Raw genomic sequence first — 16493 nt, 5'->3', positions numbered from 1 at the left:
GAGACTATAATGACGCTTGCCCAACTGGATCTCGCCGCTGAGGTGAACACCATCCTGAGCGACCTCGGCGTTGCCGCAGACCGCTTTACCGGCGGCACGCTCGCCGTCCGCTCGCCGATCACCGGCAAAGAAATCGGCAAGCTTGCCGAAGTGAGCGCCACCGACGCAAAGCAGGCAATTGATGCCGCGCATGAAGCCTTCCTCGAATGGCGCCTGGTTCCGGCGCCCAAGCGCGGCGAATTGATCCGCCTGCTTGGCGAAGAACTGCGCGCTGCCAAGGCGACACTCGGCCGCCTCGTTTCCATCGAGGCCGGCAAGATCACCTCCGAAGGCCTCGGCGAAGTGCAGGAAATGATCGACATTTGCGATTTCGCGGTTGGTCTTTCCCGTCAGCTTTACGGCCTGACGATCGCCACCGAGCGCTCCGAGCACCGGATGATGGAAACCTGGCATCCGCTGGGTGTCACCGGCATCATTTCTGCCTTCAACTTCCCCGTCGCCGTCTGGTCGTGGAACGCGGCTTTGGCCATCGTTTGTGGCAACTCCACCGTTTGGAAGCCGTCTGAAAAGACGCCGCTGACGGCGCTTGCCACCCAGGCGATCTTCGAAAAGGCGCTCGCCCGCTATATCGCTGAAGGCAACACGGCACCGAAGAACCTCTCGACGCTGCTCATCGGCGGCCGCGACGTCGGTGAAGTCCTGGTCGACCATCCGAAGGTGCCGCTGGTTTCGGCGACCGGCTCAACCGCCATGGGACGTGCGGTTGGCCCGCGGCTGGCGCAGCGTTTTGCCCGCTCGATCCTCGAGCTCGGCGGCAACAACGCCGCCATCATCACCCCGACGGCCGACCTCGACCTGACGCTGCGCGGCGTCGCCTTCTCTGCAATGGGCACCGCCGGCCAGCGCTGCACCACGCTTCGTCGCCTCTTCGTGCATGACAGCATCTACGATGCGTTCGTGCCGCGCCTGATCAAGGCTTATCAGTCCGTCACCATCGGTTCGCCGCTGCAGGACGGCAATCTCGTCGGCCCGCTGATCGACAAGGGATCGTTTGAAAAGATGCAGCATGCGCTGGAAGCCGCAAAGGCTGAAGGCGGCAAGGTATCTGGCGGCGAGCGCGTGCTCGATGACCAGGCGGCGGATGCCTATTACGTCCGTCCGGCAATCGTCGAGATGCCTGGCCAGACGGGACCGGTGAAGGAAGAGACCTTCGCGCCGATTCTCTACGTGATGCGGTACTCGGACTTCGATGAAGCGCTGCGCCTGCACAACGACGTGCCGCAGGGCCTGTCCTCCTCCATCTTCACCAACGACATGCGCGAAGCCGAAGCCTTCGTATCCGACCGTGGCTCTGATTGCGGCATTGCCAACGTCAACCTCGGCCCGTCGGGCGCCGAAATTGGCGGCGCCTTCGGTGGTGAAAAGGAAACCGGCGGCGGTCGCGAATCCGGCTCGGACGCCTGGAAGGCCTATATGCGCCGCGCCACCAACACGCTGAACTATGGTCGCACCCTGCCGCTCGCGCAGGGCGTCAAGTTCGACGTGATCTAAGCAATTCGGTGGCGGAGCGCCTGAACCTGCTGACCGACATCGAGGGCGTGGCTGTCGGCCACGCCACCGATCTCGTCTTGGGGTCCGGTGTCACCGCCATTGTTTTCGACCAGCCGGCCATCGCTTCCGGCTCCGTGCTCGGCGGCGCGCCTGGCGGCCGCGATACGGCTCTGCTTGATCCAGCCATGACAGTGCAGGCCGTCGATGCCTTCACGCTTTCGGGCGGCTCTGCATTCGGGCTCGATGCCGCAGGCGGCGTGCAATCGGGGCTGCGGGAAATCGGCCGAGGCTTTGAGGTCGGCCCGGCGCGGGTGCCCATCGTGCCACAGGCCATCCTCATGGATCTGCTCAACGGCGGCAACAAGGATTGGGGCCTCCACTCGCCTTACCGGGACATGGGCTACGACGCCTTCAAGGCCACCGCCAAAAGCCCGTTCGCGTTGGGGACCGTCGGTGCCGGAACCGGTGCAACGACCGCGACTGTCAAGGGCGGCATAGGCTCCGCAAGCGCCAGGACATCCTCTGGCCACACCGTGGCGGCACTGCTGGCCGTCAATGCCATGGGTTCGGCTACCGTGGGTGATGGCCCACATTTCTGGGCCGCACCTTTCGAAGAGAACGGGGAGTTTGGTGGCCTGGGCCTGCCGCCGGCTTTCACCCCCGAACATTCAGCAATGCGCATCAAGAGCGTGAAGCTCAAGGCGACCACGATCGGTGTGATCGTGACCGACGCTGCCTTGACGAAAGCCCAGGCACACCGCCTCTCGATCATGGCGCATGACGGGCTGGCCCGCGCCGTGCTGCCGGCGCATCTGCCTGGTGATGGCGACACTATCTTCTCTGCCTCAACCGGCGCCCGTCCGCTGGGCGACATGGCGGAGTTCGTCGAGCTTTGCCACCTCACCACCCTGGTGACGGCCCGCGCCGTTGCCCGCGGCGTGTTCGAAGCCACCGCACTGCCGGTGCCGAACGCGCAACCGGCGTGGCGCGATAGCTCTCCGTAGGTTGTATTTTTAGCTATTGCAACTTTTAGCTTTATTGATACTCTCTCGTGAGCTTAGGCAGCCGATGAACGCTGTCGCTCGTGGCACGGGAGGAAGTCAGGTGGAAGCAAGCGGAGATCTCATCACCGGCATAGCTTTCGGAAGTTTGGGGCAATCATTTCGGCCATTGCAGCTCTCGGCACGGCTGCATTCGGGCTGGTCGATTCCTCCAAGGCCTTCAGAGGGGGAATATCGAACGTAGGGTACGGCTTCATCAAAGCAGCGTTGAAGCCTTTCGAACCGGCGCTCAGCGTCATCGACCACGATGATCCTTACGCGGTTGCGAAGGCGAACTGGTTAAATGGTTTGCCTCCTGGGGACCAGAAATCCATTGTCAGGAACCTTATTCGGCTCGGCTTCAATTCACAGACGGCACCAGGGCTCGCCGAGCTTGTTCTTCCCGAGAACAGGGACCTGCTTACCGATATCGCTAGGAAAGTAGAGCAGGGCGATACTCCGTCTGAGGCCGAGCTTGCAGTATTGGCACGCTTCGACGCCATCATCGATGCACGTCTGGATGCGGCCTTCGAGCGAGCGGACCAGAAATTCCGCAACACGGCGCGCGTCGCCGCCGCGGGCGTGGCTATAGTCCTTGGCGAGGCAGGAGCCATGTTTGTTTATCAGTCGGCGGGTGCCGAGGTATTGCTTCTGGGTCTACTTGTGGGTGTCATCGCTGTACCCGTTGCGCCGATCGCCAAGGATCTCGCGTCAGCTGTCTCAACGGCGGTCATGACCTTCAAGACCATCAGGAGATAGGTGCTATGACCCTGTTCCTGAATTTTCGCACCAGTCCGGCTGGCGGCGCGATCGCGACGGAACCAGCGCTACAAACCGCAAGCGACAGCTCGCCGCTTGCGCCCATCGACAATGTCTTGTTTCAAAGAGCTATTGCGGGCCGCGACCTGCTGTTCGCCATCCACGGCTACAACAACAATCAGAAAGAAGCAGTGTGCAAGCTGTCTCGCCTTGAGACGCTCCTGAAGCTGCCGGATCATGCGAACTTCATCGGCGTGTTATGGCCGGGCGATTCGCGCGCCGGGTTCATCAGCTATCCTGTCGAGAAACCGACAGCATCGAGAACGGGCCGCCTGCTGGCGGACTTCTGCAACCGAAGACTGCAGCAGGCAGCAAGCTTTTCTTTTGTCAGCCATAGCCTTGGGGCACGCGTGGCACTCGAAACCATCCGGGGCCTGAAACGCGAAGCACGATCTGCGTGCCTTATGGCGGCAGCGATTGAGCGCACCTGCCTTGAGAAAGAATATGCCGATGCCTTTGCCAAGACGCACAGTATCTACGTCCTCGCATCAACGAAAGACGATATCCTCCGCTTCGCATTTCCTATGGGAAATTTCTTCGGTTACCTGCTTGATCCCACCAGCAACCCGCTTTCCAAAGCGCTTGGATATTCGGGGCCGCCGCGTGCCGTGGGCAACACGGTTCAGCCGTGGCAGATCGATCCCAAACTTGGATACGAACATGGCGAATACCTCCCACCTGCTCTGCCCCAGCCAGCCTTTCCCAATCCCAAAGGGACATGGATGAAGACAGCGCTTTTTGCCAAACGCGCGTTCAACCTTCAGCGGCAGAATTGGCCGTAAGCCCGCCCTCAGCCTTTCATTCAAAGGTCCAAGCAGCTTCTTCCACCCGCACCCAATCTCCCGGCCCCGGCAGGCCGATGCGCAGATCATCCGGCCGTTCCTCGAAACGGCGGGTAATGATCCCGCGTTCGCCGAAGTGACGGAAGAGAGACCGCGCCCGAGCATCCCGGATAAAGCGGAACAGTGACGTCCCGCCGCAGACGGGTAATCCGGCGGCAGCCAGGAGATGATCGAGGCCGGCAGCATCCTCCGCCAACCTCTGCCGTGTTGCGGCCTGCCAAGCGGTGTCTGAAAGCGCTTCTCGAGCGATATGCAGCGCGGGCCCTGAAACGGCCCAGGGGCCGAGCCTTGTTTCGACCTGCGCCGCCAGAGCGGGATGGGTGATGGCAAAACCTAACCTCAAGCCCGCCATGCCGTAGAATTTGCCGAAGGAGCGGAGTACCACCAACCCGCCGTCGCCCGCGGCATCGGCAACCGAATCGGCTGCAGAAACATCGTTGAAGGCTTCATCGACCACCAGCAGGCCGCCCTTCGTCCGCATCCTGCCGGCGAGCTCCAGCAAATCGTAACGCGGGATGACCCGCCCGGTCGGGTTGTTGGGATTGACCACAACCACGAGATCAGCAGCCGCCAGTTCAGCAAGGTCCCCCGTCTCCAGCACCGCCAACCCGGCGAGACGTGCAGCACGGGCATGCTCGGCATAGGTGGGCGAAAGGATGGCTGCAGAACGAGCCCCCTGGCACAGTCCGGCAATGATCGGCAGCAGGATCTGGGTACCCGGTGCCGCCACGACATGTGCCGCCGACGGCGCGCCGTAAGCCTCGGCAGCAATCTCTTTGAGCCGCCTCACCGCGTCCGGCTCCGGCAGCCGCGCAAAAGCATTGGCGGGAATGGCTGAGTGTGGATAGGAGTAAGGGCTGATGCCCGTGGAGAGATCAATCCAGGGCTCGGGCGCTTGCGGAAACAGCGCACGCGCACGCGAAAGGTTGCCTCCATGGGTAATGGGATCCAATACCTCGTCTCCACCTGCCGGGCCTGTCACCGCTGATGTTCCTTCTCGCTTTCGCCGCCCTGCTCGTGGAGCGGGTTGTCGGTTACCCGGACTGGCTGTTCCGCCGCATCGGCCATCCGGTCACCTGGATCGGCCACCTGATATCGCGAATGGACCGGGCGTGGAACCGCGAAACCGAGAGCTTTGCCAAGCGCAGGCGAAACGGTGTTTCTGCCTTGATCGTGCTTCTCGGGATGACCATCGCCATTGCCTTTTTCGTCGAGACCATCCTGCTTTCTGTCCCGCTGGGCGCCATCGCGCTGGTGCTGCTTGCGGCCAGCCTGCCCGCCCAGAAAAGCCTGGATGAGCATGTCGCTGCCGTCGCCACCGCTCTGGAAACAGGCGGTCTTCAAGCCGGGCGCAAGGCGGTATCAATGATTGTCGGACGTGACCCGGAGCAACTCGATGAAGCCGCCGTCTGCCGCGCGGCGATCGAAAGCCTGGCGGAAAACTTTTCCGATGGCGTCGTGGCGCCGGCGTTCTGGCTGGGCATGGGTGGCTTGGCTGGTGGCGCGACTTATAAGGCTGCCAATACCGCTGACAGCATGATCGGCCACCGTAACGCGCGTTTCGAAGCCTTCGGCTGGGCTGCGGCCCGGTTCGATGACCTCATCAACCTGCCCGCCTCGCGTCTCACAGCCCTGCTGTTCATCTGCGCGGCCCTCCTGGTCGAAGGCGCATCGCCACGGAACGCAGTGCGCGCCGTTCTGCGAGACGCCAGACATCATCGTTCGCCGAATGCCGGATGGCCGGAGGCGGCCATGGCCGGCGCTCTCGGCATCGCGCTCGCCGGCCCGCGCAGTTATGGCGGCCGGATGATCGAAGCACGGTTCATGGGCGAAGGCGGCAACCCACACCTGACGGCGCGGCATATCCATCAAGCCCTGAAGCTCGCGCGTGTCGCAGACGCGCTGCTGATCGGACTGTTCGGGCTCTTGGCGCTCATCATCTGGCTGATCTGAGACGGGCATCACCCGACTCACGGTTGAGGCTGAAGGCGGCCCTTCAGGCGCGTCAGCTATGCGGCCGCGAAAGGCCGCACGCAACCGGTCCCGCGACGCGGACGACATGCATCTCACAACCGTCTTCGATCGCGCTCGACCGCACGTAGATTGTTTACAAAGAAACAATCCGCCTGTAAACAAATACCGGGCGGAGGAGATCGCCCATTGTTGATCTGGGAGGATCTTATGATGAACCGGTTCTTGTCCGGAATAGCGGCCGTTGCGACCGTTGTTTCTCTTTCTGCATTCTCGACGCCTGCCCTTGCCGACATCACCATCGGCGTCACCATTCCGACGACGGGCCCTGGCGCAGCACTGGGCATTCCCCTCAAGAACTCGATCGAGCTATGGCCTGAAGAGATCGGCGGCGAAAAGGTCAAGGTCATCCTGCTGGATGATGCCGGCGACCCATCGATTGCAACAACGAACGCGCGCCGTTTCGCCAATGACGACAAGGTCGACGTGATCATGGGCTCGGCCCTGACACCGGCCGCCATTGGCGCTGCAGGCGTGGCCGCGGAAGTGGGCGTTCCGCATTTCGCGATCTCGCCGGTTCCGCCACCGGTTGCCAAGGGCAAGTGGACCTTCGTGCTGCCGCAGTATTCAAGCGTGCTGGCCAAGGCGATGTTCAGCCGCATGCAGAAGGACGGCATCAAGCGCGTTTCCTTCATCGGTTTCGCGGATTCCTACGGCCAGCAGTGGGTCGATGAGCTGAAGAACACCGGCAAGGAATACGGCCTCGAGGTCGTGTCCGACGAGCGTTATGCGCGTGCCGATACCTCTGTTTCCGGCCAGGTGCTGAAGGCGCTTGCCGCCAAGCCCGACGCCGTCTTCATCGGTGCTTCCGGCACGGGTGCGGCGCTGCCGCAGATCGGCGTGCGTGAACGCGGCTTCAAGGGTCCGGTCTATGTTGTTTCCGGCGCGGTGACCTTCGAGTTCCTGCGCATCGCCGGCAAGGCCGTCGAAAACACCGTCTTCTCGTCTGGCCCGATCATGGTGGCTGAAGACCAGCCGGATGATTCACCGACCAAGGCTGAAGGCCTCGCATACCTGAAGGCTTACGAAGGCAAGTTCGGTCCCAACACCCGCACACAGTTCGGCTCGCACGTCTGGGACGCGATGGTGATCCTAAACAAGGCCGTTCCGGTTGCCCTGAAGACGGCAAAGCCCGGCACCAACGAGTTCCGCGCAGCCTTGCGTGACGCAATTGAGTCGAGTGGTCCTTACAACGCCACGCATGGTGTCTTCGAGTTCACGCCCGACGACCACTATGGTCTGGATGAACGCGGCGCCGTGCTGCTCACCGCAAAAGACGGCAAGTTCCAGCTCCTGAAGTAACAGCTGCCGTTCTGAAAGCTCCGGCCAATCCGGCTGCCCGTCAACCAGAGGCGGCACCGGATTGGCAGGGCCGCCTCATCACATACCTGAAATACGATCTCTTTTGAGGATATGGATTTTGGACGCCACCATTGCGACCTTTCTGATCCAGGACGGCGTGACCAATGGCGCGATCTATGCGCTGCTCGGTCTAGCCCTGGTTCTCGTCTTCGCGGTGACCCGCATCATCTTCATTCCTCAAGGCGAATTCGTCACCTATGGCGCGCTGTCGCTCGCCGTTCTCGATGGCGGACGTGTACCAGCCACTACCTCCATGCTCGTCTGCTTCGGCCTCGCGGCCCTGCTTTTCGACCTCTGGGGCATGCGACGAAGCTTCTCAGCCCCAGCACTTCTGCGGGCACTCGGCATCAACATCCTGCTGCCGGTCGCGATCTATGCAGTGGTTACGGTGCTGGCACCGCTTCAGCCGGCGCCCATCCTACGTGCGGCTATGGCCGTGCTCATCATCGCCCCGATGGGTTATTACATCTACCGCATCGCCTATCGCCCTCTGGCGGATGCGACGGTTCTCGTTTTGCTCATCGCCTCGCTTGGCGTCCATCTGGCGATGATGGGGCTTGGCCTCATCTTCTTCGGGCCGGAAGGCCTTCGCGCCGAACCTCTTTCGTCCGAAAGCTTCACGCTTGGCCCGGCCCTCGTCAGCTACCAGAGCGTCGGCATCTACATCACGACGATCCTCATCATCATCGGGCTTTATTTCTTCTTCGAGCGGACTCTGATCGGCAAGGCTCTGCGCGCCACCGCCGTCAACCGTCTTGGCGCCCGCCTCGTCGGCGTGCGCACCCAACTCACCGGCAGCACCGCACTGATCATGGCCGCGGCCATCGGCGCCGTGTCCGGGGTACTGATCGCGCCGATCACCACCATCTACTACGACACCGGCTTCATGATCGGCCTCAAGGGTTTCGTTGCCGCGATCCTGGGCGGTCTTGGTAACTTCCCGCTTACGGCGGTCGGTGCCATTGCGGTCGGCATCGTTGAAGCCTTCGCCTCCTTCTGGGCCAGTGATTACAAGGAAATCATTGTGTTCAGCTTGATCATCCCTGTGCTCGTCTGGCTGTCGTTCAGCGTCGGCTCCCATGAGGAAGAATGATGAACAGCACCCGGTTGCGTAACCTCATGCCGCTTGCCGCCTTTGCGGTTGTACTTGCCATTCTCCCGCAGTTGCCGATCCCGACCTTCTGGATCACGCTGATGAACAATATCGGGCTGGCGTCGCTGGTGGCGATTGGTCTCGTGCTCCTGACCGGCGTCGGCGGTCTCACCTCCTTCGGGCAGGCCACCTTTTGCGGCTTCGGCGCCTATTTGACCGCCGTGCTGACGACCAACTACGGCTTTTCACCATGGCTGACGCTGCCGCTGTCCATACTGATCGGCGCCGGTGTCGCGCTGCCACTCGGCCTCATCACCGTGAGGTTGTCGGGACACTTCCTGCCGCTTGGCACCATCGCCTGGGGGCTGGCCTTCTATTACCTGTTCGGCAAGATCGAATTTTTGGGCCGATATGACGGGATCACCGCCGTTCCACCGCTCGAGATCGCCGGCTACCAGTTCTTCAGCAGTTCCTCGATCTTTTATGTGATCTGGGCCTTCGTGATCCTCACCGTCATCTCAGCGCAGAACCTGTTGAGCTCGCGCGTCGGACGCGGCATCCGGGCGCTGCGTGGTGGCGGCCAGGCAGCCGAATCCTTCGGCGTCAACATCGTCCGTGCCAAGCTCATTGTCTTTGTTTTCGCCGCCGCCGCTGCCGCGCTCTCGGGCTGGCTTTATGCCCATATGCAGCGCTCGGTAAACCCGACCCCCTTTGGCCTGAACATGGGCATCGAATACCTGCTCATGGCGGTCGTCGGCGGCTCCGGACATGTCTGGGGCGCGATCTTTGGGTCCGCGATCGTGCTGATCCTGAAGGAAATCCTGCAGCGGGTGATGCCGAGCCTCATCGGCAGCGGCGCCAATGTCGAGATGATCGTCTTCGGGATCCTTCTCGTCGCTATTCTCCAGATGGCGCGCAACGGCATCTGGCCCTTCGTGCTGCGTTTCCTGCCCGCAAAACCGCCCCAGGAGATCCCGCCGACCGACGGCAAGCTGCCCAAGCGCACGTTGGCCTCCCCGGGCTCACCGCTGATCAAGGTGGAAAAGGCGCGCAAGGCCTTCGGCGGTCTGGTCGCCGTCAACGATGTCAGCTTTGAAGTGCCGGCGGGCCGGATCGTCGGCCTGATCGGCCCGAATGGCGCCGGTAAGAGCACGACCTTTAACCTGATCACCGGCATTGCGTCGCTCACCAGCGGCTCGGTCTACTACCAGGGCGAACCGCTAACCGGCGACAGCCCGCGGCAGATCGCCCGGCACGGCATTGCCCGCACCTTCCAGCACGCCAAGATCCTGCCCGAGATGACAGTACTGGAAAACGTCGCGCTCGGCGCACACCTGCGCGGTTCTGCGGGTGTTTTCAAAAGCCTGCTGCACGCCGAGCGCGCCGAAGAAGCGACACTTCTCACAGAAGCGGCGCGACAGATCGAGCGCGTCGGTCTTGGCGGCTATCGCGACCGCTTGGCGGGAGACCTGGCGCTCGGCCAGATCCGCATCGTCGAGATTGCCCGCGCACTGGCGGCCGATCCGGCGGTCCTGCTGCTCGATGAGCCGGCGGCGGGCCTGCGCCATGGTGAAAAACAGGAGCTTTCGAACCTGCTCAAGAAGCTGCGGGAAGAAGGCGTGGCCATTCTCCTCGTTGAGCATGACATGGGCTTCGTCATGGGGCTCGTCGACCACCTTGTCGTGCTCGATTTCGGCACCCTCATTGCTGAAGGGAAACCCGCTGACGTGCGCCAGCACCCAGCCGTCGTTGCCGCTTATCTGGGAACCGCAGCATGACGAAGCCGCTTCTCCAAGTCTCGGATATCCACGTTTCCTATGGGCGCGCCGAAGTGCTGCACGGCATCTCGCTTGAGATGCAGCCCGGCAGTATCGTCACCGTCATCGGCGCCAATGGGGCTGGAAAATCGACGTTGCTCAACGCGCTCATGGGCATCGTTCCGTCGAAGGGCACGATCCTCTACGACGGCGCGCCAGTGCCGCGTTCGGTGGAAGAGCGTGTCGCCGCCGGCCTCTGCCTCGTTCCGGAAAAGCGCGAACTGTTCTCCACCATGTCGGTCGAAGACAATATCGAACTCGGCGGCTTCCTGCGCAACGCAGCCGACCGGGACAGGACGCGGGCGGACGTCTACGAACGCTTTCCGCGGCTGAAGGAGCGGCGCAAGCAGCTTGCCGGCACATTGTCAGGCGGCGAGCGGCAGATGCTGGCGCTGGCACGCGCGCTGATGGCGCGGCCGCGCCTGCTGTTGCTTGATGAACCAAGCCTGGGCCTCGCGCCAAAAATCGTGATCGACATCCTCAACATCGTCTCGGAACTGCGCAAGACCGGCGTCTCGATCCTGCTGGTCGAGCAGAACGCCCGCGCGGCCCTCGAGATCGCCGACCACGGTTATCTGGTGGAGCTTGGCGAAGTGAAACTCTCCGGGGCGGCATCTGATCTCGCCAGCAACCCGGCGCTGATGGAAAGTTACCTCGGCACCCACGCTTGACCGGAAGCAGAGACTTCAGCCGTATTCCGACCGGTCATCGACCCCTGAACACCTCAGGCAGTGCAAACAGGTGAGCTACATTCCAGTGAAATTTTGACGGCTATGTCTCGACCAGCCGATTGAGCAGGTCGGGCTTTTGTTAAAGGGCATATAGCCAGAAGCTGGTAGCGAAGGGTGGCCAAGACAGCAGGAAAACTCGTCTAGACGGGGTACTGCCCATCAGATGGCGGAGAGGGTGGGACTCTTCCCCAATTACAGCGAATCCAAGGGTTTCCGACAAGTTCCTGACGGATAAGCCCGATTTCGATACTTCGAGCGATACATTGAACGATACATTTTGACAAGTCGACGTTTTATAGCCGCTGCCGACCTCTGTTGCGGTAGCCGCGATCTCGGCTTCACGGAGCCTGTTTGGCTCAGACCGGTGGCATTATTCGTTTGCTTAGAGCGGCCACGACATGCGGGGGATGCCACCTACCCTTGGCCAGCCTCAAGCGTACGACGGACACATGTTCGCTCGCATCGAGGGGGTGCTTCGCCTTGTGCCGCGTTGCGTTGCAGAAGAGGCATGCCGCGACGATGTTGGGTGCGACGTCCTTGCCACCATCACATCTCGCTTCCACGTGCTCGGCCGTGCATCGAAACCGCCTCGCCAAGCCCCGCGAAACTCCATAGCGCACGATGAATTCGTCTAACTCTGTGTCCCACATCGGCAGTTGGCAATAGAAGCAGCGCCAACCCTGTTCCCGGGCCGCTCGTCTTCTGAGGGTTTTGATCGTGTCTCTTGATGGCATGGGCCACGTCCTTTGCTTCATTGCTGAAGCGGACGCGCAGTGGCTGGGAAAGCAGCCACCCCTCAGTGGGGAGGATAATCCTCGCACAAGACGACGTATGCGTAATACGTCACTCCGCAGTCTTTGAACGGTACGAGGGTCGATCAGACGCCTCGATGACGAGTCCGCAAAGAACTCCAGGTGAGCACTTATCTCACCTCCATCCATGGCCAGCGTACCAAAAATCGGACGATGATCAACAGCAATGGTTGAGCTTCCCGATCGGGATGGTGTTGCGAGCGGCCTTGGCGTTCTTCCCTAACGGTGAACTTGGATGGACCCAAACACAACTCGCAGAGCGCTGCGGTACCAGGAAACTCGTCATTGTTGATCTGGAGAATGGAAAGCCAAGCTGCCCGCTTGAGAACTCCCTGATTGCAGCTGGGGATCGATCTCGGCGATCTGAAATCGGCGGCAACCGTGCATGCCCCGGCAGCCGACGACGATCTCAGCGACCTGCCCCGCTTCCTGTGATCGGGTGAAACCCTGACGACGATCTACTACGAGAACTGGCCATCGCCCATCTGTCGGATCACGATGGCCTGTCTCTCTCTTACGATGCGGCATGGGAGCAGCGGGGCTCAGCATTCCCGCTTTCGCTCACGATGCCGATGCGCTGGAAGCCACGGTCCGAGTAGGTCATGCCCTGGCTCGCTAACCTGCTGCCGGAAACCCATCTGTCCGAGATCGGCCAGCAGCTGAAGGTCTCGCCCCATGACGTGCTCGGTCTCCTGATGCGCGTCGGGCGGGATACCGCAGGCGCATTTTCAATCGGAGAAACGCGACGAGAGGGAAATAATTTCCGCATCGTCGATGACGAGGCTGCACTGGAGCGCATTATTGATGAGCTGCCGGAGCGGCCTTCCCTGATCGGTGAGCGGGGCGTCTCGATGTCACTCGCGGCGTTCAGGATAAGCTGCCCGTCTACATCGACCCGGACGGCCAGATCGGCATTCGGCTCGAAGGCACTCCATCGACTCACATCCTAAAGCCCGACATCAAGCGTCTAGCGGGGAGCGTCACCAATGAAGCGTTCTGCCTGATCCTCGCCCGGCTCTGCGGTCTCGACGCCGCTGAGGTGACGATGGGTCGGGCAGGAAAGCGAGATAATCTCCTCGTCCGCCGCTATGCCCGGGTTTGAGACGGGCAGGGGATCATCCGCCGCGTACATCAGGAGGACTTCTGCCAGCTGCTGGGACTGTTCCCGGCGGAGAAATATGACCAAACCGGCCTCGGTCGAGGTGGCGGCGCATCCCTTCCGCAGATGTTCGAAGCATTGGCACGCCTTGTCTCTCCAGCCGAACGTCTTCGACTGCTCGGCGCGGTGATCTTCAACATCCTGATCCGCAACTCGGACTCTCATGCCAAAAACTACTCGGTCCTCGTCGGCGCATCCGGCACCGCCAGGCTAGCGCCGCTTTGCGACCTAATATGCGCAGCACCCTATAACGGGTCTATCAATCCCTGCCCCAGAGACTGGCCTGCAAACGCAACGCCGATGAACTGAACGCAAAAGACTGGCGTCAGTTCGCCGCTGACGTCGGGATTAACCCCGCTGGCGTTACCAGACGCGCCAGAGCTTGCGCTTCTGATCGCTTTCAGAGCAGAGGAAGCCTTGGAGCAGGTGCTGTCCTAGCCGCCGGATCGAGTGGCAGATTTCGGGCCACAATCCGACATGATCGCCAATCAGACACAATTTATTGATGTATCGGGAGATGTCGTTCAAGAAAAATTTGCGAGAAATCCGGCTCATTGAAATCATTGTATGAATCGGAGGCAAAAGTCGAAAAAACTGCAATTTATCTTTGATTTTCATACACTTGGAAATCTAGGTTGTAACGCTTTCTGGGAATTCGTGTCATCATTATCTGACGGTCGCTGATGAAGACCGCATGAGACAAGGAGACATCGGATACATGACGAAGTACACGCATAAGAAGATTTCAGCCAAGCTCGCCGCCAAGGCAGAGAAGGCGACGGGCGACATCTCACACGAGGACGTCAGTGAGCTCGAAGCCATCGGCGAGGACATTCGTTCTCTCGGTCGCCGGACGACCGGACAAGGGTACGAGTTGGGGAGCTACCTCGCCCGCGCCAAAGCCATTCTGCCGGAGCGAGCGTTCGGCGCGTGGGTCAAGGCAATCTGCAAGTTCACGCCGAAGACCGCCCGGAACTATGTCGCGGTCCATGAAAATCTCGCGGCTTATAAAGAGCGCCTGGTAACCACTGGCACCGCGCCGACGACGCTTTTCATCCTTGCCCACGCAGATAAGGAGAAGGTCGAAGATGTCGTGACCGCGTTCGAGCTTGGCGAGAAGCTGACGGTCGCGCAGGTGAAAGCCATGGTTGGTGCCGCACCGGCAAAGAAGATGGCATGTGACACAGGGCATAACCTCGGTGGGGCGACCGGGCTGCGCAAGATTGCGCAGTTGAAAGTGGCGGAGGACTCGGTGAAGTTCTTTCAGCTTGTGATGGGCATTCTGTCGCGCGTTGAAAAGGCACTGGAGCCGCTCGATAAAAAGCGCTCCGTAGTCAAAGGCGCACTTCAGAAGTCAATCGTGCATGACTGCAGGCACGCCCACGACCTCATCAACAGCATTGCGGCACCGCTGGAGCCATCCTCCATGGTCGCAAACACGAATTGGCAACCGGCGAAACTGCCGGAGGGCACAGCTTGGCGAAATGTTCAGGCCCTCCTTCTGCGAATGGGCGGCGTCGAGGCTTGGCCCGATCGTCACGCATTCGTGCCTTGGCTTCAGACTGAGGTCGTTCCCCTCCTGCGTTTTGTCGTCCATGGCGAAGCCCTGCCTGCCGATGTAGAGGACGAAACCCCCGGACCTGTCGCCGCGCAGAGGGAAGAGGACGCTGATGATGGTTTCTTGGCATACGATCAGATGCCGCCGGACGTTCAGGACACGATTGATCGGGCTCTCGCAATCGTCTCCCCTGACAGCCGCGATGAGATCAGGGCTCAGATCATGTTCGACCCCCGGCCAATCAAGCGCCGAGCGGCATGTGGAGCGGACTCCTGATCCCAAAAGTCCCGCCACTGTGCGGGATTTTTTATCGGTCGTCTTGGTCGACGCGTCAGCTGTTAACCATGCCGGTGCTCTTTGTTCCGGAAGTGTTCCTGTCGACTTGCCGAACAGGGCGCTCCGGCTTATGTCGACCGTGTCAGCGGAAACATCTCGCTCCTGCAGACACTTAGCGGCTCCCGCCGGTGCTGGTAACACCGAACGGAAGCCTGACCAGTATCCTTATCACGAAGGCCACCGGCTATGTCGACCCTTAACTGCTTTGCTCCGTCCCCGGAAGCATCTTCTCATCCTTCCTCTGTTGAAACCCATCGGTTGATGCCGCCGCGATCCGTCCGGACCGTCCGCTAACCGCCCCCCAAGTATCGTCGTCACCTCGATTTTTGTCGGCAGCAATGCGGAAATTATTTCCGCATGCGCGAACCTGCGGCCGGTAAGCTGAGTGGCAGGCGGTCCTGTTCAACTCAACAGGAGAATACCCATGACCATCAAGAATGAATCCAGTAACAACGCTGCTCGCGTTGCCCACATCGTGGACCTCGACACGCTGCTCGATCACGGCGAGGCGCTTGTCGACGAGATCGTATCTACGTCACTGACTTCCTCGATCTTCCGGCAAGCATTCACTACGGGTCTGGACGATATCGCGTCGTTGCTGCGCTCTGTGCCCATCTTTGAAGGGCGGCTGCTCGAACGGGGTATTGCACTGATCGCCAGATCGAACCCTGACCTTGTTGTTCTCACGGACAATCTGCGGCTTCCGGTTACCAAAGCGGCAACTGAACTGGTCGCCCGCAATGATGAGGGACGCATCGCCGCGCTCAGCCTCGATTGCGATAGTGGCGGGCGAAAGAGCTACACGCCCGATCTGCTGATCGTGAACCGTTCAAGCCACGTTGCTCATCTGATCGACATCAAACGGAGCCTTGGCTCCTATGAAGTGAGCCGGATTGCGGAACTCAAGAGCCGGATGCTGGCAGCGGCGCTGGTCGTGCCGGACCTGCTCTACAAGGAGCATCGGCGTCTTCACGTCGACGAGGTCCGCGTGGTTATTTTGAATGCGCAGAACCAGCGTACGGATATCGAGGGCGGCGTCTGGCCGCTAACGCAGCTCGATCATCTCCTTGGGGTCGCGGGTGCCGGTGAAGTCATGATGCGCCTGCGAGAGCTCTTCCGCGAGCGCGTAGAGGAGAACTGGTCGGTCGCACGGCCTCCTCACAGCGTCGACATCCGCGCGGTTAACCCTGCTGCACCGGCCGGGAGAGCCGGGAACGTTGGGCCAAGCGCCGGTGATGCTCATGCCGGCCCGGAAAGGCTTCGCGCACCAGTGTCGATTGGCTTTGCGCGACTGCCGAAGAAGCCGGCTGGCTGAAGCCGGCCATCCATCCACAATTCCCCC

General features: G+C 61.1%; 13 protein-coding genes and 1 pseudogene. 13 read left to right on the top strand and 1 reads right to left on the bottom strand.

Translation table 11 applies throughout. The features are described 5' to 3' along the window. Positions 1–9 precede the first annotated feature (9 nt). The 4 genes from amaB to M0654_RS18150 all read left to right on the top strand — a co-directional run bounded on the left by amaB (position 10) and on the right by M0654_RS18150 (position 4192). The gene (gene amaB, locus M0654_RS18165; RefSeq protein ID WP_118851060.1) at positions 10–1551 is read left to right on the top strand and encodes an L-piperidine-6-carboxylate dehydrogenase; all 1542 of its coding nucleotides are present in this window, start codon (positions 10–12) and stop codon (positions 1549–1551) included. Positions 1552–1559: 8 nt separating this feature from the next. After that, positions 1560–2555, top strand: coding sequence for a P1 family peptidase (locus tag M0654_RS18160; RefSeq protein WP_248684292.1), 996 nt, complete (start codon positions 1560–1562; stop codon positions 2553–2555). Between the two features lie 264 nt (positions 2556–2819). Beyond that, on the top strand, positions 2820–3350 hold the full coding sequence (locus M0654_RS18155) for a hypothetical protein (RefSeq protein WP_248684291.1): 531 nt from the start codon (positions 2820–2822) through the stop codon (positions 3348–3350). 5 nt (positions 3351–3355) lie between these two features. After that, the gene (locus tag M0654_RS18150) at positions 3356–4192 is read left to right on the top strand and encodes an alpha/beta hydrolase (RefSeq protein ID WP_248684290.1); all 837 of its coding nucleotides are present in this window, start codon (positions 3356–3358) and stop codon (positions 4190–4192) included. Between the two features lie 16 nt (positions 4193–4208). Here the strand turns inward: M0654_RS18150 and cobD are convergent, their stop codons facing one another. After that, the gene (cobD, locus tag M0654_RS18145; protein WP_248684310.1) at positions 4209–5195 is read right to left on the bottom strand and encodes a threonine-phosphate decarboxylase CobD; all 987 of its coding nucleotides are present in this window, start codon (positions 5193–5195) and stop codon (positions 4209–4211) included. 41 nt (positions 5196–5236) lie between these two features. Between cobD and cbiB the strand changes: the two genes are divergently transcribed. The 9 genes and pseudogenes from cbiB (at position 5237) to M0654_RS18095 (ending at position 16466) form a co-directional block, all read left to right on the top strand. Beyond that, positions 5237–6205, top strand: coding sequence for an adenosylcobinamide-phosphate synthase CbiB (gene cbiB, locus M0654_RS18140; protein ID WP_248684309.1), 969 nt, complete (start codon positions 5237–5239; stop codon positions 6203–6205). Positions 6206–6436: 231 nt separating this feature from the next. Beyond that, positions 6437–7585: an ABC transporter substrate-binding protein gene (locus M0654_RS18135; RefSeq protein WP_118851685.1), complete on the top strand. Its 1149-nt coding sequence runs from the start codon at positions 6437–6439 to the stop codon at positions 7583–7585. 118 nt (positions 7586–7703) lie between these two features. After that, positions 7704–8738, top strand: coding sequence for a branched-chain amino acid ABC transporter permease (locus M0654_RS18130; RefSeq protein WP_248684289.1), 1035 nt, complete (start codon positions 7704–7706; stop codon positions 8736–8738). After that, a complete protein-coding gene (locus tag M0654_RS18125) occupies positions 8735–10516 on the top strand; it encodes a branched-chain amino acid ABC transporter ATP-binding protein/permease (protein ID WP_248684288.1) in 1782 nt (593 codons plus the stop codon). Before M0654_RS18130 ends, M0654_RS18125 begins: the two co-directional genes overlap by 4 nt. Further along, positions 10513–11226, top strand: a complete 714-nt coding sequence (locus M0654_RS18120; protein ID WP_248684286.1) for an ABC transporter ATP-binding protein — start codon at positions 10513–10515, stop codon at positions 11224–11226. The genes M0654_RS18125 and M0654_RS18120 overlap by 4 nt, the downstream gene beginning before the upstream one ends. Before the next feature lie 1474 nt (positions 11227–12700). Continuing rightward, positions 12701–13048, top strand: coding sequence for a HipA N-terminal domain-containing protein (locus M0654_RS18110; protein WP_248684285.1), 348 nt, complete (start codon positions 12701–12703; stop codon positions 13046–13048). Beyond that, a pseudogene (locus M0654_RS18105) lies at positions 12976–13566 on the top strand (HipA domain-containing protein). Before M0654_RS18110 ends, M0654_RS18105 begins: the two are co-directional and overlap by 73 nt. A 409-nt stretch (positions 13567–13975) precedes the next feature. Then, on the top strand, positions 13976–15091 hold the full coding sequence (locus tag M0654_RS18100; protein ID WP_248684284.1) for a hypothetical protein: 1116 nt from the start codon (positions 13976–13978) through the stop codon (positions 15089–15091). A 484-nt stretch (positions 15092–15575) separates the two neighbouring features. After that, entirely contained in the window at positions 15576–16466 is an 891-nt protein-coding gene (locus tag M0654_RS18095) for a hypothetical protein (RefSeq protein ID WP_248684283.1), read from the top strand. Positions 16467–16493 lie beyond the last annotated feature (27 nt).

Origin of the sequence: Neorhizobium turbinariae, from assembly GCF_023223505.1 — a bacterium.
Classification (GTDB): domain Bacteria; phylum Pseudomonadota; class Alphaproteobacteria; order Rhizobiales; family Rhizobiaceae; genus Neorhizobium; species Neorhizobium turbinariae.
The sequence above is the reverse complement of the archived record's forward strand: the minus strand, read 5'-3'. Positions and strand labels throughout refer to the sequence as shown.

Excerpts from the sequence above, each read along its gene's own strand:
- amaB (WP_118851060.1), top strand. The coding sequence starts at position 10 with ATGACGCTTGCCCAACTGGATCTCGCCGCTGAGGTGAACACCATCCTG.
- M0654_RS18150 (WP_248684290.1), top strand. The coding sequence starts at position 3,356 with ATGACCCTGTTCCTGAATTTTCGCACCAGTCCGGCTGGCGGCGCGATC.
- M0654_RS18135 (WP_118851685.1), top strand. The coding sequence starts at position 6,437 with ATGAACCGGTTCTTGTCCGGAATAGCGGCCGTTGCGACCGTTGTTTCT.
- M0654_RS18125 (WP_248684288.1), top strand. The coding sequence starts at position 8,735 with ATGATGAACAGCACCCGGTTGCGTAACCTCATGCCGCTTGCCGCCTTT.
- M0654_RS18120 (WP_248684286.1), top strand. The coding sequence starts at position 10,513 with ATGACGAAGCCGCTTCTCCAAGTCTCGGATATCCACGTTTCCTATGGG.
- M0654_RS18110 (WP_248684285.1), top strand. The coding sequence starts at position 12,701 with ATGCCCTGGCTCGCTAACCTGCTGCCGGAAACCCATCTGTCCGAGATC.
- M0654_RS18100 (WP_248684284.1), top strand. The coding sequence starts at position 13,976 with ATGACGAAGTACACGCATAAGAAGATTTCAGCCAAGCTCGCCGCCAAG.
- M0654_RS18095 (WP_248684283.1), top strand. The coding sequence starts at position 15,576 with ATGACCATCAAGAATGAATCCAGTAACAACGCTGCTCGCGTTGCCCAC.